Raw genomic sequence first — 22,346 nt, 5'->3', positions numbered from 1 at the left:
GCTTGCTCGCGAAGAGGCAAGAACATCCGCTAAATTTGCGGCGGTAATAATGCCTTCTTCGCGAGCAAGCTCGCTCACACATGGTCCGGGTATGCTGCACGATTGCACAGCATCCCGAAGGAATCTCCAAGAGCGCTGGCGGTGGTTACTGCGCCAACGGACCCACTTCGCGCATCGGCTTGCCACGCACCGGCGCATTGCCTGCGACGTAGTAATCGGCGGTGCTACGCGGCAGTGGGGCACGACCGCGGATCTTGTCGGCGATTTTCTCGGCCATCATGATCGTCGGCGCGTTGAGGTTGCCGGTGGTGATCAGCGGCATGATCGACGCATCTACCACACGCAGCCCTTCCATCCCGTGCACACGGCCCTGGCCGTCAACGACCGCCATTTCATCAGTGCCCATCTTGCACGAGCAGGACGGGTGATACGCCGTCTCAGCGTGCTCACGGATAAACGTGTCCAGTTGCTCGTCGCTCTGCACGTCGATGCCCGGGCTGATTTCGCGGCCACGGTACTGGTCCAGCGCCGGCTGCTGCATGATCTCGCGGGTCAGGCGAATGCCGTCGCGGAATTCCTGCCAATCCTGCTCGGAGGCCATGTAGTTGAAAAGAATGCTCGGGTACTCGCGCGGATTCTTCGATTTCAACTGCACGCGGCCACGGCTTGGCGAACGCATCGAACCCACGTGCGCCTGGAAACCATGCTCTTTCACGCCCTTGCTGCCGTTGTAGTTAATCGCGACCGGCAGGAAGTGGTACTGAATGTTCGGCCACTCGAATTCCTCGCGCGAACGAATGAAACCGCCTGCTTCGAACTGGTTGCTGGCACCGATCCCTTTGCCGAGGAGCATCCACTCGGCGCCGATGGCCGGCTGGTTCCACCACAGCAGCGACGGGTACAGCGAGACCGGCTCTTTGCAGGCGTACTGCAAATACATCTCGAGGTGGTCTTGCAGGTTCTCGCCAACGCCCGGCAGATCATGAACGACCGGAATGTCGAGCTTCTTCAGCAGCGCGGCGGGGCCGACGCCGGAACGCTGCAGGATCTGCGGCGAAGCAATGGCGCCGCCACACAGCAGGACTTCCTTGCGAGCGCGCGCTTCGATGCGGGTGTCGCTGTCGCCAACCAGGTAGGCCACGCCGACGGCGCGCTTGTTGTCGAACAGAATCCGGTCTGTCAGCGCGTGAGTGACGATGGTCAGGGTCGAGCGCTTCTTCGCTTCGTCCAGATAGCCACGGGCGGTGCTGGCGCGACGGCCGAACGGCGTGACGGTGCGGTCCATCGGGCCGAAACCTTCCTGCTGATAACCGTTGAGGTCATCGGTGCGCGGATAACCGGCTTGCACGCCTGCTTCCACCATTGCGGCGAACAGCGGATTGTTGCCGGCCTTGGGCGTGGTGACGCTGACCGGGCCTTCGCCGCCGTGGTAGTCGTTCGGGCCGATATCGCGGGTTTCGGCCTTGCGGAAGTACGGCAGGCAATCAAGGTATGACCAGTCTTCCAGGCCCGGGTTTTTCGCCCAGCCGTCGTAGTCCATGGCGTTGCCGCGGATGTAGCACATGCCGTTGATCAGCGACGAGCCACCCAGGCCCTTGCCGCGACCGCATTCCATGCGGCGGTTGTTCATGTGCGGCTCTGGCTCGGTCTCGTAGGCCCAGTTGTAGCGACGGCCTTGCAACGGAAATGCGAGGGCGGCTGGCATCTGCGTGCGGAAATCAGCGCGATAGTCCGGGCCGCCGGCTTCAAGCAACAGCACGGTGACGCCTGCGTCTTCGGTGAGACGGGCTGCCAGGGTGTTACCGGCCGAGCCGGCGCCGATGATGATGTAATCGAATTCCTGGGACATTTGAAATGCTCCCTCTTGAAAGTAGTCGGAGGTGCGCAAGTCCTGTAGGAGTGAGCTTGCTCGCGATGAGGTCATAGCCCCAATGTTGCTGGCGGCTGACACTCAGCAATCGCGAGCAAGCTCGCTCCTACAGTGAAATGCGTGTTGCCGGTGCGGCTTTGCAGGATCAGAACACCGACGCGTAATCGCCCAGCTCGACCTGCACAGACTTGATGCGGGTGTATTGCGCCAGCGAGCTGATACCGTTCTCGCGGCCCACGCCTGACTGCTTGTAGCCACCGACCGGCATCTTCGCGTCGGACTCGCCCCAGGCGTTGATCCAGCAGATACCGGCTTCCAGTTGATGGATCACGCGATGCGCGCGGTTCAGGTCCTTGGTCACGATGCCGGCGGCCAGACCCATTTCAGTGTCGTTGGCGCGGCGGATCACGTCCTCTTCGCTGTCGTAGCTGAGGATGCTCATGACCGGGCCAAAGATTTCCTCTTTGACGATGGTCATCTCATCGGTGCAATCGGTGAACACGGTCGGGGCAACGAACGCTCCATTGGCCAGCTCGCCCTCGGTCAGACGATCGCCGCCGATCAGCAGACGGGCGCCTTCTTCCTTGCCCTTGTTGATGTAGCCGAGCACGTTTTCCATGTGCGCGAAGCTCACCAGCGGGCCGAAGTTGGTGTTGTCGTCTTGCGGGTTGCCGACGCGGATGCGTTTGACGCGCTCAAGGATTTTCGCTTCGAACGCTGCCTTCAGTGCGCTCGGCACGAACACGCGAGTGCCGTTGGTGCAGACCTGACCGGAGCTGTAGAAGTTGGCCATCATCGCGATGTCGGCGGCGCGGTCCAGATCGGCGTCGTCGAAAATGATCAGCGGGGACTTGCCGCCCAGCTCCATGGTCACTTCCTTGAGCGACGAGCTCGACGCGCTGGCCATGACTTTCTTGCCAGTTTGTACGCCGCCGGTGAACGAGATCTTCTCGATGCGCGGGTGCTCGGTCAGCCAGCTGCCGACGTCACTGCCGGCGCCCGTCAGCACGTTGAACACGCCGTCCGGCACACCGGCTTCGGTGTAGATTTCGGCCAACTTCAGCGTGGTCAGCGAGGTGACTTCGCTTGGCTTGAAGATCATTGCGTTGCCGGCGGCCAGTGCAGGGGCGGACTTCCACAGGGCGATCTGGATCGGGTAGTTCCACGCGCCGATGCCGACGGTGACGCCCAGCGGCTCGCGGCGGGTGTAGACAAACGAGGTGTCACGCAGCGGAATCTGCTCGCCTTCGATGGCGGGCACCAGGCCGGCGTAGTACTCCAGCACGTCGGCGCCGGTGACGATGTCGACGTATTTGGTTTCGGAGATCGCTTTGCCGGTGTCCAGGGTTTCCAGTTCGGCCAGCTCATCGTTGCGTTCACGCAGGATGTCGACGGCACGACGCAGGATGCGCGAGCGCTCCATGGCGGTCATGGCGGCCCAGATTTTCTGGCCTTTTTCAGCGCTGACAACCGCGCGCTCAACGTCTTCTTTGGTGGCGCGCTGGACATGGGCCAGGACTTCGCCATTGGCCGGGTTGATGGCTTCGAAGGTCGCGTTGCTGCTGGCGTCCACGTAGCCGCCGTCAATGTAGAGTTTTTGCAATTCGAAACGGGCCATAAAATCCTCGCAGTAATCTGGGTGGGTGACGACCGAGTGCGCCGTGCGCTGCCTTGGTCGTGGTGCCGGCTGCTTCAGCTCGGCGCTTTTGCCAGTTGAAAGTCCATGTACTCGTAGGCAATCCGTTGCGCTTGTTCGGTGTCGAAGGCGTCGCCCGAAAGCGCGCCGCGCAGCCATAGGCCGTCGATCAAGGCCGCCAGCCCCCGGGCTGCGCTGCGTGCTTCATCCAACGGCAATGCGCGACGGAACTGGCAGCAGAGGTTGGAATAAAGACGGTGGTCGTTGATTCGCTGCAGCCTGTGCAGCGAGGGCGAATGCATGCTGGTTGCCCAGAAGGCGAGCCAGGTTTTCATCGCCGGACCGTTGACCTGACTGGAATCGAAGTTGCCCTCGATGATCACTTTCAGGTGAGCCCGCGGGCTGTCGTTGTTCAATGCCCGGCGCCGCCCGGCGACGCTGGCGATCAGCGCGTTCATCAAGTGGCGCATCGTCGCTGCGATCAGGCCGTTCTTGTCCTGAAAGTAGTGACTGATGATGCCGTTGGAGACCCCTGCCAGTTTGGCGATCAGCGCAATGCTGGCATCGCCCATCCCGACCTGATCGACCGCCGTCAGGGTGGCCTGGATCAACTGCTGACGCCGAATGGGTTGCATACCGACCTTGGGCATCTGTGGGGCTCCTTGATGTGCCGGGTGATCGTGGGTGGCTGGAAACGGCGTCCACTGTAAAGCTTTTTAATTGAACGTTCAATCAACAAAAAACGAGGAGCGCAGAAAAGCAGCTACAAGCGCCAAGCCTCAAGCCGCAAGAATCAAGGTTTGGCGGCCCTTTCTCTTGCAGCTTGTAGCTCGCAGCTTAAAGCTGACTTTCAGCCATGATTCTTGCCCAGCAATGCGTGGTACAGCTCGCTGTCGCCGAGGATGCCGACCAGCTGGTTGTTTTCCTGCAGCACCAGTTTGTTGCCGGTGTGATAGCGGATCTGCAGGGCGTCACGCATACCGATGTCGGAGTGGACGACGGTCGGTTTGCGGCCGAGTGCATCCACCGACTGACCCGGCTCCCAGCTCTGCAGATCAAGGGCTGCGCCATGCTGGTGGGCGCCGGTGATGGCGTTGCCGTCGGACAGATCAATCCATGTGTCGTCGCTCGGGTCCAGGCAGACCTGAGAACCGTTGATGCGCGTGCACTGGGTGATCGGGCGCATCAGGCTGCGACCGCACAGCACGTTGAGCGGGTTGGTGTGGGCGACAAACGTACGCACGTATTCGTCGGCAGGGTTGAGCACGATCTCTTCCGGCACGCTGTACTGAATGATCCGGCCGTCCTTCATGATCGCGATGCGGGTGCCGAGCTTGAGCGCTTCGTCCAGGTCGTGGCTCACGAAGACGATGGTCTTGTTCAGCTTTTTCTGCAGCGCCAGCAGTTCATCCTGCAGGCCCTGACGGATCAGCGGATCGAGTGCCGAAAACGGCTCGTCCATCAGCAGAATATCGGCGTCCATCGCCAGTGCCCGGGCCAGGCCGACACGCTGTTGCATGCCGCCCGACAGCTCGTCCGGCTTCTTGTTGCGCCATTGGGTCAGGCCGACCAGCTCCAGTTTTTCGTCCACCAGCGCGCGCCGCTCTTTCTCGGGGCGGCCCTGCATTTCCAGACCGAAACTGATGTTCTCGCGCACCGTCAGCCACGGCATCAGGGCGAACTTCTGGAACACCATCGCGATGCGTTTGGTGCGCATCATCTTCAGCTCGGCGGGGGTGCAGGCGGCGATGTTGATCTGCTTGCCCTCGTGCTCGACGAACAGCGAGCCGCGGCTGACCGTGTTCAAGCCGTTGATGCACCGCAGCAAGCTGGATTTGCCCGAGCCGGACAGGCCCATCAGCACGCAGATCTCACCTTTGTTGATCTCCAGCGTGGCCTTTTCAACGCCGACGATCTGGCCGGTTTTCTTGAGGATTTCAGCCCGCGTAAGGCCCTGGTCCAATAGCTTGAGTGCCTCACGCGGGTCTTTGGAGAAGACGACGTCAACCTGATCGAATTTGATGATGCTCATGCGTCGGCCCTCACTTTGGCGTCCGGTTGTTTGCAGATCCGGTCGAGCATGATCGCCAGCAATACGATCGCCAGGCCCGCTTCGAAGCCCAGTGCGATATCAGCAGTGTTCAGTGCGTTGACCACAGGTTTGCCCAAGCCATCCGCACCCACCAGCGCGGCGATTACCACCATCGACAGCGACAGCATGATGCACTGGGTGATGCCGGCCGCGATGCTCGGCATGGCGTGGGGCAGTTCGATACGGGAGAGCAGTTGACGGCGCGAGCAGCCGAAGGCTTTGCCGGCGTCGAGGAGTTCTTGCGGGACATCACAGATGCCCAGGTAGGTCAGGCGGATCGGCGCGGCGATCGCAAACACCACCGTCGAAATCAGGCCCGGTACTACCCCGAGGCCGAACAGAGTCAGGGTCGGGATCAGGTAAACGAACGTAGGCACCGTCTGCATCAGGTCGAGGACGGGGCGCATGCAGGTGTAGAACATCGGCTTGTGCGCGGCAATGATGCCCAGCGGCACACCGATTACTACGCAGACCGCCGTGGCGAACAGCACCTGCGCCAGGGTTTCCATGGTTTCCTGCCAGTACCCCAGGTTGAGGATCAGCAGAAAGGAAATGATCACAAATACGGTCAGGCCCCATTTGCGCTGAATGAAGTGGGCGAGCAGAGCAACCAGGCCGATCAGCACGAAGGGGTTGAACCAGGTCAGCCCGCCGGTCAGGCCGTGAATCATGGTTTCCAGTGACGAAGCGATGGCGTCGAAGGTGCTGGCGCCGTGCTGCGTCAGCCATTCGACGAAGCCGGCGATGTACTCGCCCAGAGGGATTTTATGATCAGTCAGCATGATGTCGGTTGTCCGCGTGCGGGATGAAAAGAGGACAACAGGCGGGCGTACCCGCCTGCCTGTCGAGTTACTTCGCCAGCTCGGCTTTTGCGGCTTCCAGGCCAGGTTTTCCGTCCACGGTGGTGACACCCGCCAGCCAGGTGTCGAGTACTTGAGGGTTGGTTTTCAGCCACGCCTTGGCGGCCGCTTCAGGCTTCATCTTGTCGTCGAGGATGTTGCCCATCAGCGCGCTTTCCATCGGCAGCGTGAAAGACAGGTTCTTCAACAGTTGACCAACGTTGCTGCACTCGGTGGTGTAGCCCTTGCGCACGTTGGTGTAGACGGTGGCTTTGCCGAAGTCGGGGCCGAAGAAGTCATCGCCGCCGGTGAGGTATTTGATTTTGAAGCGGGTGTTCATCGGGTGCGGTTCCCAGCCGAGGAACACCACGTCGGTGTTGCGCCGCGAGGCGCGGTCGACCTGGGACAGCATGCCCGCTTCGCTCGACTCGACGACCTTGAAGCCTGCGTCTTTCAGGCCGAAGGCGTTTTTGTCGATCATGCTCTGGATCAGGCGGTTGCCGTCGTTGCCCGGCTCGATGCCGTAGATTTTGCCGTCAAGTTCTTTCTTGAATTTAACGATGTCGGCGAAGTCGTGAAGCCCCTTGTCGTACAGCGCTTGAGGAACGGCGAGGGTGTACTTGGCGTTCTCGAGGTTGGCGCGGACGGTTTCGACGGTGCCGGCGTCGCGGTAGGCCTTGATGTCGTTTTCCATGGTCGGCATCCAGTTGCCGAGGAAGATATCCATGTTCTTGCCATCGGCCAGCGACTTGTAGGTCACGGGCACGGAAATCATCGTGGTTTTGGTTTTGTAGCCCAACGACTGCAGCACGACGCTGGTGACGGCGGTGGTCGCCGTGATGTCGGTCCAGCCCACATCGGAAAAATTGACCATCTGGCAAGCGGCAGGCTCTGCGGCCTGGGCCAGGATCGGAAGACTCAGCGCAACGCCCAGCAACAGCCTTTGTGAACCTTTCATGTTGGACTCCTTTGGTGTTTTCTTCTCGGCATCAACCGCAGCTGATGCGTTTTCTGGTGTCGGCGAGTCAAGTTGGGAAAACCGCTCCATCACTGCGTCTGGCGATTGAGTCGACAACGATCATGTAACAGGGAAAAACAAACGCCTACAGGGGGCGTCGTATCCAGTACACAGGGCGTCGTATCCAGTATCAGTGACGTCGCTTACAGGTTTTTTCCCTGCTCGCCGAATGATTCCCGGGACAAAAGCAGAGTGACGATACGGCAAAAAGTGCCGGAATCGGCAGCCGATCGTGTTCATGTACCGGTTAAAGCAGACGCGACGTTGGTGGGCATGGGTGAGTCGGTGTGAGACGCCGCCCTGCAAAACAAAAGGCTGATGATGCCGCCATCTCGATGGATCGCTACGTGAGCGTAGCAGCTCCATCGCCGGCCGCGCGGCGCGCCGGGAGCCCTGTTTTCGGAGGTTTGCGGTCAATGGCAATCAGCGTGTTCGACCTGTTCAAGATCGGTATCGGCCCTTCCAGTTCCCACACCGTCGGCCCCATGCGCGCTGCCGCATTGTTCGTTCAGGGCCTGCGCGAACGCGATCAGCTGGAGCAGGTGAACCGCGTTGAAGTGCGGCTGTATGGCTCGCTGTCGGCGACCGGCGTCGGCCATGGCAGCGACAGCGCGGTGATCATGGGCCTGATGGGCGAATGGCCCGATGCGATCGATCCGTCGCTGATCGGCCAGCGCATCGCCGAACTGCGTGAAACCGACACCTTGAAGCTCAATGGCGATCACCCGATTACTTTCGTCTGGCAGCGCGACATGCTGCTCATCGACGAAAACCTGCCGTTCCATCCCAACGCCATGACGCTGGTTGCTTTCAATGAGCACGGTGAGTTTCATCGCGACACCTATTACTCAGTGGGCGGCGGTTTTGTCGTCGATGAGGCCCAGGCGGCGAGCGGCGTGCTGGATCGCGACGAAACCGTGCTGCCCTATGATTTCTCCAGTGCGGACGAACTGCTGATGCTCTGCGAAACCCACGGCTTGCGGGTGTCGCAACTGATGATGGAAAACGAGAAGGTCTGGCGCAGCGAAGATGAAATCCGCGCCGGGCTCATGCACCTGTGGCGGGCCATGCAGGCGTGTGTCGAGCTGGGGTTGAAGCACGAGGGTATTTTGCCGGGCGGCCTGAACGTGCGTCGCCGTGCGGCACGTCTGCACCGCAGCCTTCTGGAGCTGAACAAGCCGAACGTGATTGGCTCGACGCTGAGCGCGATGGAGTGGGTCAACCTGTTCGCGCTGGCCGTCAATGAAGAAAACGCTGCCGGAGGGCGCATGGTCACGGCGCCTACCAACGGCGCGGCGGGGATCATTCCGGCGGTGCTGCACTACTTCGTCAAGTTCAGCGACGAAGTCAGCGAGGCCAACGTGGTTGACTATCTTCTGGGCGCCGCAGCCATCGGCATTCTGTGCAAGAAGAACGCATCGATCTCCGGCGCCGAAGTCGGCTGTCAGGGCGAGGTCGGTTCCGCGTGCGCCATGGCGGCGGCCGGGCTGGCGGACATCCTGGGTGCCACCCCGGCGCAGCTGTGCAACGCGGCGGAAATCGGCCTGGAACACAACCTCGGCCTTACCTGCGATCCGGTGGGCGGATTGGTTCAGGTGCCGTGTATCGAGCGCAACGCCATCGCTGCGGTGAAAGCCATCAACGCCGCGCAAATGGCCCTGCGCGGCGACGGCCAGCACTTTATCTCGCTGGACCGGGTCATCCGCACCATGCGCGATACCGGCGCCGACATGCACGACAAATACAAAGAGACGTCCCGCGGCGGGCTGGCGGTCAGCGCCGTCGAATGTTGAGTCGGTAACGCCCGCTGCCGGGATAGAAGCAGTTGCATCCGTGGATGGCTGCTCGCTTTTCGCTCACACCGCACTGAGCCCGCTACGTTTTGGCGCGCGCTCCCCCTTGAGCTGGCGCGATGCCATCTGAATCCGTAACCCATCGCTACCCGCCGAGCACCCCGTGCGTCGGGTGACACTCCCGGACCGCCTGCCGATTCGATGGTTCACACAAGTGCTACGGAATTGCTCATCCCGCCCGCCGCGTCTGCGGCTCAGCGCCCCTCGGGGTCGCGATTTGAATCGTCATGTCGCTGCCGAATAGACGCTTCGCGACGTCGCAATCAGGGGTTGTTGAATGCTCATTCAACTTTAGGCATGGCATTTGCGTTGCAATGACAAAGCTCTCCACAGATGAGGGCGATACAACAAGAGCCTCCTGCCGGGGCCATCAACCGTTTTACGCGTGAGGAGAAATTGTGATGACTTCGTTCAACTCCGGGGCTCAACCCCAGAACCGTGCGCCCCAATCCATCGGCTTCCTGCTGCTGGACAACTTCACATTGATCTCCCTCGCGTCAGCGGTCGAGCCCCTGCGTATGGCGAACCAGCTTTCGGGCCGCGAGCTGTATCGCTGGACCACACTGACGGCGGACGGTGGCCAGGTCTGGGCCAGCGATGGTCTGCAGATCACCCCCGATGCCGCCATGCACAAGGCGCCGGTGCTCGACACCGTGATCGTCTGCGGTGGCGTCGGCATTCAGCGCACCGTCACCCGCGAACACGTCAGCTGGCTGCAGAGCCAGGCGCGTCAGTCCCGTCGTCTGGGGGCGGTGTGCACCGGCAGTTGGGCATTGGCCTGCGCAGGCTTGCTGGACGGGTTTGATTGCAGCGTGCATTGGGAATGCCTGGCCGCGATGCAGGAAGCTTTCCCCCGCGTTGCCATGAGCACGCGCCTGTTCACCCTCGACCGCAACCGCTTCACCAGCTCGGGCGGCACCGCACCGCTGGACATGATGCTGCACCTGATCAGCCGCGATCATGGTCGTGAACTGTCTGCTGCCATCTCGGAGATGTTCGTCTACGAACGCATCCGCAACGAACAGGATCACCAGCGTGTGCCGCTCAAGCACATGCTGGGCACCAATCAGCCGAAGCTGCAGGAAATCGTGGCGCTGATGGAAGCCAATCTGGAGGAGCCGATCGATCTGGATGAACTCGCGGTGTACGTCGCCGTGTCCCGGCGTCAGCTGGAAAGGCTGTTCCAGAAATACCTGCACTGCTCGCCGTCCCGCTACTACCTCAAGCTGCGCCTGATCCGCGCCCGCCAGCTGCTCAAGCAAACGCCGATGTCGATCATCGAAGTGGCCTCGGTCTGCGGGTTCGTGTCCACGCCGCACTTCTCCAAGTGCTACCGCGAATACTTCGGCATCCCGCCGCGGGACGAACGCGTCGGCTCCAACACCGCGCAGCAGGTGGGTATGTTGCCGATCCCGCAGTCGATCGTTCTGGCGCCGTTGTCCGGGCCGCTGTCGGCGCTGAGTCAGGCGCGTAATGAATCGACGTTTGCGAGTGTGCGGTTGTAGGGCAACGTGCCTTTCCTTATCACCGCGTAAGGTTATCTCAAGCCTGCGCCTGGCCCTGTTTGTAAGTTGCCAGCGCCGGCAACAACTGCTGATCAATCGCCTGGCGCACGGCTGGCAAAATCGTTGCGCTGCCGCTCAGCAGTTTCTCCACCAATTGCCGCAATGCCCGAGCGCGATCGTCATTGAGGCCGCGTACCGCCTGGGCGCACGCCTGTTCCGCGCTGAGGCCGGAGGGTACTTCGAGACCGATCGCCCTGAGTTGGCTGATCAGGTCGTCTTGGTCGATGAGGTCTGCGTGCATCATGACGTGCGCTCCGTTTATTGAGATTGAACCGATTCTGGTCGCGCCCATAGTGGCTCGGCAAGTACTGACCCAGTTGATGTCTGGCATACGCATCACCGTGTCGTTTTCGGCTATGTAACCGTTTAGTTCATTTGGCATAATCGCCCCACTTACATTGCGCGAGCTACGGTTTGGTCACCCTCTGGCCCGCGCAGATGCCTCACCCCGGTTTTGTAACGGCTTAACCGGGGATTTTTTTGCCTGTCGTTTGGGCTCCTTCGAGCGGCAGGCCATGAGCGGTCTGCGCAACGTCGGATGGTTTGATAAACTCCGCAGCCTTCCAGGAGCCGCCATGAATTACCGTCACGCCTTCCACGCCGGCAACCACGCCGACGTTTTCAAACACATCGTTCTGACTCGCTTGATCGCGCTCATTTCGCGCAAAGAGCAGCCACTCGCTTACCTCGACACTCACGCGGGCATCGGCCTGTATGACTTGCAGGGCGATCAGGCCACGCGCACCGGCGAATGGATCGAAGGCATTGGCCGTCTGTGGGATGCCGACGACGTGCCTGAAATGGCGGCCGGTTACATCGACGCGATCCGTCACATGAACCGCAAGACCGGCGAACTGCGTTACTACCCGGGCTCTCCCGAACTGGCCCGCCGCCTGACCCGCGAACAAGACCGGGTGTTGCTCAACGAAAAGCACCCTGAAGACGGCGCGCTGCTTAAAGACAACATGAAATACGACCGCCGCGTCGCGGTGCACCTGGGCGAAGGCTGGCACGTGCCCCGTGCCTTGCTGCCGGTTCACGAGAAGCGCGCAGTGATGCTGATTGATCCGCCGTTCGAACAACTGGACGAGATGAAGCGCTGCTCCGTCGCCCTCAAGGAAACCATTGCGCGGATGCGCCAGACCGTTGCGGCCATCTGGTACCCGATCAAGGACCAGCGTGCGCTCAAGCGTTTCTATCAGGAACTGGCCGAAACCGGCGCACCGAAACTGCTGCGGGTCGAGTTGTTCGTGCATCCGCTTGACACGCCAAACAGCCTCAACGGCTCCGGCCTGGCGATCGCCAATCCGCCATGGGGGCTGGAAGAGGAGTTGCGCGAATTGATGCCGTGGCTGGCAAAGACGCTCGGTCAGACGCAAGGTGACTGGAAGATGGATTGGCTGATTGCGGAGTAACCGCTCATGGTTTCTGCGGCGTGACGGCTTACGTCTTCCCGGCTAAAGCCGGTCCTACAAGGGATAAGCGATCTATCTGTAGGACCGGCTTCAGCCGGGAAGGGGGCCTTGTGGACACAATCACATTTGCAGTGCGACACCCGACGTCTTCCCGGCTAAAGCCAGTCCTACTCGAGCACCCATTCACAACCCCCACAATGGATACTCCTCCCGCTGCCTCACCAGACCTGCCCGTATTGGGTTGTTCACGACATAGCGTGCCATCTCGACGAGGTCCTCTTCGGCCCTGACCCCGTGATCGTGATAACCCTTCTGCCATGTGAGTGTTTTTATGCCGTGAGCCTTGTTCACTGCGAAGGCGCTTCTGCCCTTCAACGCTTGCATGAGCGCGGGCAGTGATCCTGACTTGAGCGCGAACAGCCAATGCAGATGGTCGGGCATGACCACCCACGCCATCGAGTGCACAACTTCCGAGTCATGCAGGTGCTCCATTTCCGTGACCACCCTGCGGGCTATTTGAATATCACTGAATATAGACAGGCGATTCTTGACCACTGAGGTCACGAGATAGACGTTCCCTGGCTGGGAAGATCGACCAATACGCAGAGACCTCGCATGTTTGATTTCCTGCATTCCATTGCTCCTCTTCGTGTGAGGGCAAACAATAAAAGCAGAAAGCGGATTCACGTATGGCTGGTGATTGTCAGGAGATTTCTGGCGGGCGCTGATGTTCAGTAGGACCGGCTTCAGCCGGGAAGAGGCCAGTGGCAACACCCTCAATTCTGCGGTGCGACATCCGACGTCTTCCCGGCTAAAGCCAGTCCTACAGGTGTACGCGATCAGTCAGTAGGACCGGCTTCAGCCGGGAAGAGGCCAGTGGCAACACCCTCAATTCTGCGGGGTGACACCCGACGTCTTTCCGGCTAAAGCCAGTCGTATAGGTGTACGCGATCAATCAGTAGGACCGGCTTCAGCCGGGAAGAGGCCAGTGGCAACACCCTCAATTCTGCGGTGCGACATCCGACGTCTTCCCGGCTAAAGCCAGTCCTACAGGTGTACGCGATCAGTCAGTAGGACCGGCTTCAGCCGGGAAGAGGCCAGTGGCAACACCCTCAATTCTGCGGGGTGACACCCGACGTCTTTCCGGCTAAAGCCAGTCGTATATGTGTACGCGATCAGTCAGTAGGACCGGCTTCAGCCGGGAAGAGACCAGTGGCAACACCCTCAATTCTGCGGTGCGACATCCGACGTCTTCCCGGCTAAAGCCAGTCCTACAGGTGTACGCGATCAATCAGTAGGACCGGCTTCAGCCGGGAAGAGGCCAGTGGCAACACCTTCAATTCTGCGGCGCGACATCCGACGTCTTCCCGGCTAAAGCCGGTCCCACTAAGCGCGCGGGGGGTGTCAGCGGTTCTGACTCAGTTCCCCGCCAGGCTCGGCGGCATGCAGACGCCGGTGCCGCCAATACCGCAGTAGCCCTGGGGGTTCTTCGCCAGATATTGCTGGTGATACGCCTCGGCGAAGTACACGGTGGGCGCCTGGTCGATTTCGGTGGTGATGTCCCCAAGACCAGCCTTGGCCAGTTCGGCCTGGTACACCTCGGCGCTGCTTTTGGCCGCCTGCAGTTGTTCCGGCGTTGTCGCGTAGATCACGGAGCGGTATTGGGTGCCGATGTCGTTGCCCTGCCGCATGCCCTGTGTCGGGTTATGCAATTCCCAGAACATCGCCAGCAGTGCTTCGTAGCTGACCTTCGCGGGTTCGTACACCACGAGGACCACCTCGGCATGGCCCGTCAGCCCCGAGCAGACTTCTTCGTACGTCGGGTTTGGCGTGAAGCCGCCCGCGTAACCCACAACAGTGCTGACCACACCTTCTTTCTGCCAGAAGCGACGTTCCGCCCCCCAGAAGCAACCCAGGCCAAAGATGGCGAACTCGACGTCATTAAAGAACGGCCCCAGCAGCGGCGTACCATTGACGAAATGGGTTTCGGGCAGGGCCATGGGTGTTTCGCGCCCTGGCAGTGCCTGCTGAGCGGTGGGGAGAGCGTTTTTATTCACAAGAATTTCCGAGCGCAAGACCATGAGGCACATCCTCTCTGGGGCAGGACAACCGACATGCGTTGTCAGTGAAAACCGTATATGGGGTCAGAATCGGCTGATGCAAATGCAGGGCGGCAAGTGTGCCGCACTGATGTGATACGGGGAAGGGGGCTTAGGCCAGTGGGCCGCGCGGGTAGCGACGCAGTTTCTCGATCAGCTCTTCGCCCGGAATCGGCTTGTCGAACAGATAGCCCTGACCGACATCACAGCGATGGCGACGCAGAAACGCCAGCTGTGCCGCCGTCTCGATGCCTTCGGCGACCACCGTCAGCTTGAGGTTGTGGGCCATGGCGATGACCGCGGAGGTAATTTCCATGTCGTCCTGATCATCCGGGATGTCCCGAATGAAGCTGCGGTCGATCTTGATCACGTCGATGGGGAATTTCTTCAGGTAACTGAACGACGAATAACCCGTACCGAAGTCATCCATCGCCAGGGTCAGGCCTAGCGTCTTCAGCGACTCAAGTTGCAGGCGCGTGTCTTCAGTTGCTTCCAGCAGCAGGCCTTCAGTCAGTTCCAGTTCCAGCAGCGACGGGTCGAGCTGTTCGTCACGCAGAATGCTGGCCAGCGAGGAGACCAGCTCCGGATCCGAAAACTGCTTCGGCGACACGTTGATGGCCACATGCAGTTTGCCGTAACCGGCGGCGGTCAGTTGCTTGCTCATGCGGCAGGACTGCCGCGCGACCCACTTGCCGATCGGGATGATCAGGCCGGTTTCTTCGGCGACACTGATGAATTGGTCCGGGCGGATCATGCCTTTTTCCGGATGATTCCAGCGCAGCAACGCTTCCATGCCCAGCAGACGGCCACTGCGCAGGCACAGTTTCGGCTGGTAGAAGACTTCAAGTTCGTTCTGCGTCAGCGCGCGGCGCAGGTTGTTCTCGACGAACAGCTTGTAACTCGCCTCGGCGTTCAGCGCTTCGGTGAACACCTGTACCTGATGCTTGCCATTGGCCTTGGCCTTGTGCAGCGCCAGGCCTGCGTTCTTCATCAGCGTCTGCGGGTCGCGGCCATGGATCGGCGCGCAGGCCAGCCCCACCGAGCCGGTCACGCTGATCAACTGATTGTCGACGAACATGGGCTTGTCCAGCGTGCTCAGCACCTGGCTGGCGACCCGTTGGCCCTCCTCGGGACTGGTGTCGTCGAGCAGTACAGCGAATTCGTTACTGGCGAAGCGCGCCAGAATGCCGGTCGGGCTCAGGCTATTGCGCAGGCGGCGAGCCAAGCTGATCAGCAGCTTGTCGCCAGTCTGGTGGCCGAGGCTGTCGTTGATGCGCTTGAAGTTGTCGATGTCCACCAGCAAAAGACTGATCGGCGTCGCGACGTCGCGGGCAAAGTGCTCGTCCAGGGTGCGGATGAACGCCGGACGGTTGCCCAGACTGGTCAGATTGTCGGTGTACGCCAGGCGCTCGATCCGCTGCTGGGAGAGCTTGGCCTGGGTGATGTCTTCGTAGATGCCGATGTAATGGGTCAGCTCGCGGTTGTCACCGTAGACCTTTGAAATCGACAGCTGGCCCCAGTACGGTTCCAGATTTTTGCGTCGGCTCTTGAACTCGCCCTGCCAGCTGTTTCCGTTGACCAGGCTGGAGTTCGCGTCGAGGAGCAGCGCGCTGAGATTTTCCAGCGCCGGCAGCTCCGACAGGCGATGCCCGTGAACCTCATCGGCCGGGTACTGGGTGATCTCGGTGAAGCTCGGGTTGACGTACTCGACCACGCCGTCACGGTTGACCAGCAAAAACGCATTGGCGCTTTGCTCCACGGCACGCTGAAACAGGTGCAGGGCGCTGGTGGCGGTGCGGCGGTTGTGGTTGTTGATGGCGTGGGCAAACTGATCGGCCAGCTCACCGGCAAAAGCAATCTCATCGGACTGCCATTCCCGTGGCGTACCGGTCTGCTCGAGGCACAGCACGCCCACCACCTGGCCATCGATGCGCACGGCGGCGTCGAGAATGGCGGTGATGTCCTGGGTCCGCAGTCGCTGAACCAGCTCGCGCGTACGCGGATCCTGCTCGACATCGTTGACGTCGATGGCGCGGCTGGTGTGCAGCACGTCCAGATAGCTGGGGAATTCGCTGATGTCGATCGCGTCGGTCTTGGGGAACGTGCTGGTATCGCGGCGATACTCGGCAATCGGCTCAAGGGTCTTGCCGCTGAGGTTCCACAGGCTGGCGCAGGAGATGTTGTAGATCTCGCAGGCGCTTTTGGTGATCAGCTCAGCGGCTTCCTGCAGCGAATTGTTCGAACTGTAGCGATGGCGCGCCAGGCGCAGAATCAGGCTTTGCTGTGCGCGGACCCGTTCAAGATGCAGCAACTGTTCGTGCTGGGCGCGTTGATTGAGCTCCAGCGCGATCTGCAGACGGGAGTTCTGTACTTCCAGATCGGGGCTGATGATCAGTTCGCCGGGCTCGATCTGCGCATCAACCACCATCAGGTAGCCGCGCAACAGATGCCGGTTGTGTTGCTTGTACCCTTCACCGATTTCCACCAGATTCAAAGGGCCGCGCGTCGTGTGCAGGGTGTAGCGGATCAGGTAATGGGCGCTGCCGGCCAGTTGCATCTGCACGGCGTCGTGCAGTTGATAGCGCGCTTCGGGCTCCATGAGGCTGGCGTAAGGCGTGCCCACCAGCGCGCACAGTTCGACGGCGGGCATGCTGAATTGCTTTTCGCAGTTCGGATCCAGATAGAGCATGGCCCAGCTGGGTTCATTCAGCCGCTCGAAACGCAGCATGCCGAGCCGCGAGGGCACCGGTAATTGCGTCACGACCTCGGCCGCCGGTCTACCGGCAGCATCAGGTTGGCTTTTCATGAAGGAACTCGCTTTCAGGGTGCTGTCGCGCACGGGCAAGGAGCCCGTCTTTAAGTCGCGTGCCGCAAGGTTGCATCATGGCGAACGGGCTGACAAGTCAGCGCGATGGCTTAGTGCTATAAATCTGTCGGCAGACGGTTGATTTACTGGAGGTAATTGATCGGATTGTCAGGGTGAGGGTCGAGCGGCTGGTGTTTGTGCATGATCAGTTATCGGCAGCGCGACCGAATACTGTAGGGCCTTTGTAGCCGCTGATGAATCCATTTTAAAAGGGCAAAAAAAGCCCCGCCAGTGAGCGGGGTTGAGGTACGAGCGTGGCAGCTCGAGAAAACGAAAGCCCGTTTCGCGAGAAACGGGCCTTGTACGGCTTACAGCAGGATCGTGCGGATGTCCGCCAGCAATTCGCTAAGACGCTTGGTGAAGCGCGCTGCGGCGGCGCCGTTGATCACGCGGTGATCGTAGGACAGCGACAGCGGCAGCATCAGGCGAGGCTGGAATGCCTTGCCGTCCCAGACCGGTTGCATGGTGGCCTTGGACACGCCAAGGATCGCCACTTCCGGCGCGTTGACGATCGGCGTGAAGCCGGTGCCGCCAATGTGGCCCAGGCTGGAGATGGTGAAGCAGGCGCCTTGCATGTCGTTGGCCGACAGCTTTTTGGAGCGTGCCTTTTCCGCCAGCTCAGCCGCTTCGGCTGCCAGTTGTAGCAGGCTCTTCTGGTCGACGTTCTTGATCACCGGGACCAGCAGGCCTTCCGGCGTATCCACCGCGAAACCAATGTTGAAGTACTTCTTGCGAATGATCGCTTTGCCGCTTGGCGCCAGCGAACTGTTGAAGTCCGGCAGCTCCTTGAGCATGTGCGCGCTGGCCTTGAGCAGCAGCGGCAGAATGGTCAGCTTGACGCCGGCTTTTTCGGCCACGGCTTTCTGCGCGATACGGAAAGCTTCCAGGTCGGTGATGTCGGCCTGGTCGAATTGCGTGACGTGCGGGATGTTCAGCCAGCTGCGGTGCAGACCGGTTGCGCCCAGTTGCATCAGACGCGTCATCGGCACTTCTTCGGTTTCGCCGAAACGGCTGAAATCGACTTCCGGAATCGGCGGGATGCCCATGCCGCCGGCAGCGCCGCCAGCAGCAGGCGCGTCCTTGGACTTGGTCATGATCGATTTGACGTACGCCTGCACATCTTCTTTCAGCACGCGACCGTGGGGGCCGGTTGCCGAAACAGCGTTCAGCTCGACGCCGAACTCGCGCGCCAGCTGACGAACAGCCGGGCCAGCGTGAACCTTGGCGCCGTTGTTCGCAGGTGCAGCGGCTGATGCGGCAGCAGGCGCAGGCGCGCTTTCAGCTTTCGCAGCCGGAGCAGCAGCGGGCGCCGGAGCAGCCGCTTCCGCCTTGGCCGGAGCCGGGGCAGCAGCTTGTGCAGGCGCCGCAGCCGGTGCAGCGCCCGCCACTTTCAATTTCAGGATCAGGTCGCCGGTACCGACTTCGTCTTCGACCTTGACGCTGATGCTTTCGACAACGCCTGCGGCGGGAGACGGGATCTCCATCGAGGCTTTGTCGGATTCCAGGGTGATCAAGGATTGATCAGCTTCGATGCTGTCGCCCACTTTGACCATCAGCTCGATGATGCGAGCCTTGCCCGACGAACCGATGTCCGGAACGTGGATGTCCTGAACCGTGTCCGACGCAGCAGGTGCAGCCGCTGCGGCAGGCGCCGCTTGGGCTTCGGCTGGCTTCTCGGCTGGCTTTTCAGCAGCAGGGGCAGGCGCGGCAGCAGCAGGTGCAGCAGCCGGCTCGGCCGCCGCTTCGCCTTCCACTTCCAGCTCGAACAGTTCGTCGCCTTCTTTCAGGCGGTCGCCCAGCTTTACTTTCATCGCCTTGATGACACCGGCTTTAGGCGCAGGGATTTCCATGCTTGCCTTGTCCGACTCCAGCGTCAGCACGCTCTGGTCAGCTTCGATGCGATCACCGACCTTGACCATCAACTCAATGACTTCACCTTCACCGTTGCCGATGTCGGGTACTCGAATTAACTCACTCACAATGTCTCTCCTTAGGAGAACCTGTTCCTCGACTGCGCCGATTCATCTGCGACGAAACAGCCCGGATGCTCATTTACCGAAGTAAATTCCGCATCGGCGGCTGTTTCGCGCACCTTTCAGCGCTCTATTCGATCGTTACGCAGACCTTAGCAGTCCAGCGGGTTGCGCTTTTCAGGATCGATGCCGAACTTGGCAATGGCTTCCGCCACGACCTTAGGTTCGATATCGCCGCGATCGGCCAAGGCTTCCAGGGCGGCCAGCACCACGAAGTGACGGTCAACTTCGAAGAAGTTGCGCAGCTTCTTGCGGCTGTCGCTACGGCCGAAACCATCGGTGCCCAGCACCTTGTATTCCTTGGTCGGAACCCACTGACGGATCTGGTCAGCGAACAGTTTCATGTAGTCGGTCGAAGCGATCACCGGACCTTTACGGCCATTGAGGCATTCTTCAACGTAGCTCAACTGTGGCTTCTGACCCGGCTTCAGGCGATTGCTGCGCTCTACGGCCAGGCCGTCGCGACGCAATTCGTTGAAGCTAGTGACGCTCCAGACGTCCGCACCAATGTTGAACTGCTCGCGCAGGATTTTCGCCGCCTCGCGTACTTCACGCAGGATGGTGCCCGAACCCAGCAGCTGCACGTGGTGCGCAGCTTCCTTGGTGTCTTCTTCCAGCAGGTACATGCCCTTGATGATGCCTTCCTCGGAACCGGCCGGCATGGCAGGTTGCGTGTAGGACTCGTTCATCACGGTCAGGTAGTAGAAGACGTCCTGTTGTTCTTCGAACATCTTCTTCATGCCGTCCTGAATGATCACCGCCAGCTCGTAGCCGTAGGTGGGATCGAAGGTGCGGCAGTTCGGGATGGTCGAGGCCAGGATGTGGCTGTGACCGTCTTCGTGCTGCAGACCTTCACCGTTCAGGGTGGTACGACCGGCGGTGCCGCCGATCAGGAAGCCACGGGTGCGGCTGTCGCCTGCGGCCCATGCCAGGTCGCCGATACGCTGGAAACCGAACATCGAGTAGAAGATGTAGAACGGAATCATCGGCTGGTTGTGGCTGCTGTACGAGGTACCTGCCGCGATGAACGACGACATCGCGCCGGCTTCGTTGATGCCTTCCTCGAGGATCTGACCTTTCTTGTCCTCGCGGTAGAACATCACCTGTTCTTTGTCGACTGGCTCGTACAGCTGGCCTACGGACGAGTAGATGCCCAGCTGGCGGAACATGCCTTCCATACCGAAGGTACGGGCTTCGTCCGGGATGATCGGAACGATGCGCTGACCCACTTCCTTGTCCTTGACCAGTTGGGTCAGGATGCGGACGAAGGCCATGGTGGTGGAAATTTCGCGGTCGCCGGAGCCGTCGAGGATCGCCTTGAGGGTTTCCAGTGGCGGGGTCGGCAGGCTGAAGCTCTGCGCGCGACGCTGTGGCACGAAGCCGCCCAGTGCGGCACGACGCTCGGCCAGGTAACGCGCTTCGGCGCTGCCTTCTTCCGGCTTGTAGAACGGCAGGGCTTCGAGCTGATCGTCCTTGACCGGGATGTCGAAGCGGTCACGGAAGTGACGCAGGCTGTCGACGTCGACCTTCTTGGTGTTGTGCGCGGTGTTTTTCGCTTCACCGGCGCCGGTGCCATAACCCTTGATGGTCTTGGCCAGAACCACGGTCGGCTGACCCTTGTGGTTCACCGCCTCGTGGTAGGCCGCGTAGACCTTGTACGGGTCGTGGCCGCCACGGTTCAGCTTCCAGATTTCGTCGTCGGACATATCCGCAACCATCGCCTTGAGTTCTGGCGAGTTGAAGAAGTGTTCGCGCACGAAAGCGCCGTCTTTGGCTTTGTAGTTCTGGTATTCGCCGTCGATGACTTCGTCCATGCGGCGTTGCAGGATGCCGTCAACGTCTTTGGCCAGCAGTGGGTCCCAGAAACGGCCCCAGATGACTTTGGTCACGTTCCACTGAGCACCGCGGAACACGCCTTCCAGTTCCTGGATGATCTTGGCGTTGCCGCGAACCGGCCCGTCCAGACGCTGCAGGTTGCAGTTCACGACGAAGATCAGGTTGTCGAGCTTCTCGCGACCGGCCAAGGCAATGGCGCCCAGGGATTCCGGCTCGTCGGTCTCGCCGTCGCCCAGGAAGCACCAGACTTTCTGCTTGCCTTCAGGGATATAACCGCGGTGCTCCAGGTACTTCATGAAGCGCGCCTGGTAGATCGCCTGAATCGGACCCAGACCCATGGAAACGGTCGGGAACTGCCAGAAGTCTTTCATCAGCCACGGGTGTGGATAGGACGACAGACCGTTGCCATCGACTTCCTGACGGAAGTTGTTCATCTGGTCTTCGGTAATGCGGCCTTCCATGAACGCACGGGCGTAGACGCCTGGCGATGCGTGACCCTGGAAGTAGATCAGGTCGCCGCCGTGTTCGTCGGTCGGGGCCTGGAAGAAGTAGTTGAAACCGATGTCGTACAGGGTTGCACTGGAAGCGAAGCTGGAGATGTGGCCGCCCAGATCCGGGTCGCCGATGTTGGTCTTGACCACCATCGCCAAAGCGTTCCAACGTACCAGCGAGCGGATGCGGCGTTCCATGAACAGGTCGCCGGGCATGCGTGCTTCGTGGGTAACGGGGATGGTGTTGCGGTAAGGCGTGGTGATGGCGTAAGGCAGTTGCGAACCACTTCGTGTGGCCAGCTCACCCATACGGGTCATCAGGTAATGAGCACGGTCTTCGCCTTCTTTGTCGAGAACCGATTCCAGGGCGTCCAGCCATTCCTGGGTTTCGACGGGATCGAGGTCTTGCATGGCTTGCTCCAGGGCGGAAAGGCTTCCAGAATCGGTTGCCTGAGTTTGTTGCGACTGGCCTTGTGGGCAGACGATATAAAATTCTTGGATGACCGGATGGGTCCCCGGCGTTGTGTAGTTTTACTACAAATCTCGGGCTAATTCAGCTTTTTGACTTGTATATACAGTAGTAAAACTACAGCTGAGCGACGTTTTCACTCGTGGTGCAGTGTCCGTTAAAGCAGGGTTCTCAGTGTAAAAATCTGACGAATCGCCGGACCTGTCATGCTGAAAACCAGAAAATGCCCGTCATCAGCAATTTTTAACCTTTGTTCGACAGTCC

The 22,346-nt window shown here is 60.5% G+C and carries 15 protein-coding genes; 3 read left to right on the top strand and 12 right to left on the bottom strand.

All coding sequences use genetic code 11. The features are described from left to right. Positions 1-145 precede the first annotated feature (145 nt). From betA to QMX88_RS18110, 6 genes are all read right to left on the bottom strand, one after another. Positions 146-1,849, bottom strand: coding sequence for a choline dehydrogenase (betA, locus tag QMX88_RS18135; protein ID WP_282371705.1), 1,704 nt, complete (start codon positions 1,847-1,849; stop codon positions 146-148). Between the two features lie 166 nt (positions 1,850-2,015). After that, positions 2,016-3,488: a betaine-aldehyde dehydrogenase gene (gene betB, locus QMX88_RS18130; protein WP_282371704.1), complete on the bottom strand. Its 1,473-nt coding sequence runs from the start codon at positions 3,486-3,488 to the stop codon at positions 2,016-2,018. Positions 3,489-3,562: 74 nt separating this feature from the next. Beyond that, a complete protein-coding gene (betI, locus tag QMX88_RS18125) occupies positions 3,563-4,156 on the bottom strand; it encodes a transcriptional regulator BetI (RefSeq protein WP_282371703.1) in 594 nt (197 codons plus the stop codon). Between the two features lie 200 nt (positions 4,157-4,356). After that, positions 4,357-5,538, bottom strand: a complete 1,182-nt coding sequence (gene choV / locus QMX88_RS18120; RefSeq protein ID WP_282371702.1) for a choline ABC transporter ATP-binding protein — start codon at positions 5,536-5,538, stop codon at positions 4,357-4,359. After that, positions 5,535-6,383 (bottom strand): choline ABC transporter permease subunit, encoded by an 849-nt coding sequence (choW, locus tag QMX88_RS18115; protein ID WP_192171475.1) that lies wholly within the window; start codon positions 6,381-6,383, stop codon positions 5,535-5,537. Before choW ends, choV begins: the two co-directional genes overlap by 4 nt. Positions 6,384-6,447: 64 nt before the next feature. Next, entirely contained in the window at positions 6,448-7,395 is a 948-nt protein-coding gene (locus QMX88_RS18110; RefSeq protein ID WP_282371701.1) for a choline ABC transporter substrate-binding protein, read from the bottom strand. Positions 7,396-7,871: 476 nt separating this feature from the next. Between QMX88_RS18110 and QMX88_RS18105 the strand changes: the two genes are divergently transcribed. Beyond that, positions 7,872-9,248: an L-serine ammonia-lyase gene (locus QMX88_RS18105; protein ID WP_282371700.1), complete on the top strand. Its 1,377-nt coding sequence runs from the start codon at positions 7,872-7,874 to the stop codon at positions 9,246-9,248. Between the two features lie 461 nt (positions 9,249-9,709). Then, positions 9,710-10,813 carry a GlxA family transcriptional regulator gene (locus QMX88_RS18100; RefSeq protein WP_282371699.1) on the top strand — a complete coding sequence of 368 codons (1,104 nt, stop codon included), beginning with the start codon at positions 9,710-9,712 and terminating at the stop codon, positions 10,811-10,813. A 37-nt stretch (positions 10,814-10,850) separates the two neighbouring features. Here the strand turns inward: QMX88_RS18100 and QMX88_RS18095 are convergent, their stop codons facing one another. Continuing rightward, a complete protein-coding gene (locus tag QMX88_RS18095) occupies positions 10,851-11,117 on the bottom strand; it encodes a hypothetical protein (protein WP_192171150.1) in 267 nt (88 codons plus the stop codon). Between the two features lie 331 nt (positions 11,118-11,448). On the opposite strand from QMX88_RS18095, the gene QMX88_RS18090 reads away from it, so the two are divergent. Then, positions 11,449-12,288 carry a 23S rRNA (adenine(2030)-N(6))-methyltransferase RlmJ gene (locus QMX88_RS18090; RefSeq protein ID WP_282371698.1) on the top strand — a complete coding sequence of 280 codons (840 nt, stop codon included), beginning with the start codon at positions 11,449-11,451 and terminating at the stop codon, positions 12,286-12,288. A gap of 183 nt (positions 12,289-12,471) precedes the next feature. Here QMX88_RS18090 and QMX88_RS18085 read toward each other — a convergent pair whose 3' ends face one another. The 5 genes from QMX88_RS18085 to aceE all read right to left on the bottom strand — a co-directional run bounded on the left by QMX88_RS18085 (position 12,472) and on the right by aceE (position 22,024). After that, positions 12,472-12,921, bottom strand: coding sequence for an REP-associated tyrosine transposase (locus QMX88_RS18085; RefSeq protein ID WP_282371697.1), 450 nt, complete (start codon positions 12,919-12,921; stop codon positions 12,472-12,474). 785 nt (positions 12,922-13,706) lie between these two features. Next, positions 13,707-14,369, bottom strand: coding sequence for a peptide-methionine (S)-S-oxide reductase MsrA (gene msrA / locus QMX88_RS18080; protein WP_192171148.1), 663 nt, complete (start codon positions 14,367-14,369; stop codon positions 13,707-13,709). 130 nt (positions 14,370-14,499) lie between these two features. Next, positions 14,500-17,193: a putative bifunctional diguanylate cyclase/phosphodiesterase gene (locus tag QMX88_RS18075; protein WP_282371696.1), complete on the bottom strand. Its 2,694-nt coding sequence runs from the start codon at positions 17,191-17,193 to the stop codon at positions 14,500-14,502. 368 nt (positions 17,194-17,561) lie between these two features. Then, the gene (aceF, locus tag QMX88_RS18070) at positions 17,562-19,232 is read right to left on the bottom strand and encodes a dihydrolipoyllysine-residue acetyltransferase (RefSeq protein WP_282371695.1); all 1,671 of its coding nucleotides are present in this window, start codon (positions 19,230-19,232) and stop codon (positions 17,562-17,564) included. A 146-nt stretch (positions 19,233-19,378) separates the two neighbouring features. Then, positions 19,379-22,024 carry a pyruvate dehydrogenase (acetyl-transferring), homodimeric type gene (gene aceE, locus QMX88_RS18065; protein ID WP_282371694.1) on the bottom strand — a complete coding sequence of 882 codons (2,646 nt, stop codon included), beginning with the start codon at positions 22,022-22,024 and terminating at the stop codon, positions 19,379-19,381. Between the last annotated feature and the right edge of the window lie 322 nt (positions 22,025-22,346).

Origin of the sequence: Pseudomonas sp. PS02290, assembly GCF_029960075.1 — a bacterium.
Lineage (GTDB): Bacteria > Pseudomonadota > Gammaproteobacteria > Pseudomonadales > Pseudomonadaceae > Aquipseudomonas.
This window is presented reverse-complemented; position numbering and strand designations above follow the sequence as displayed.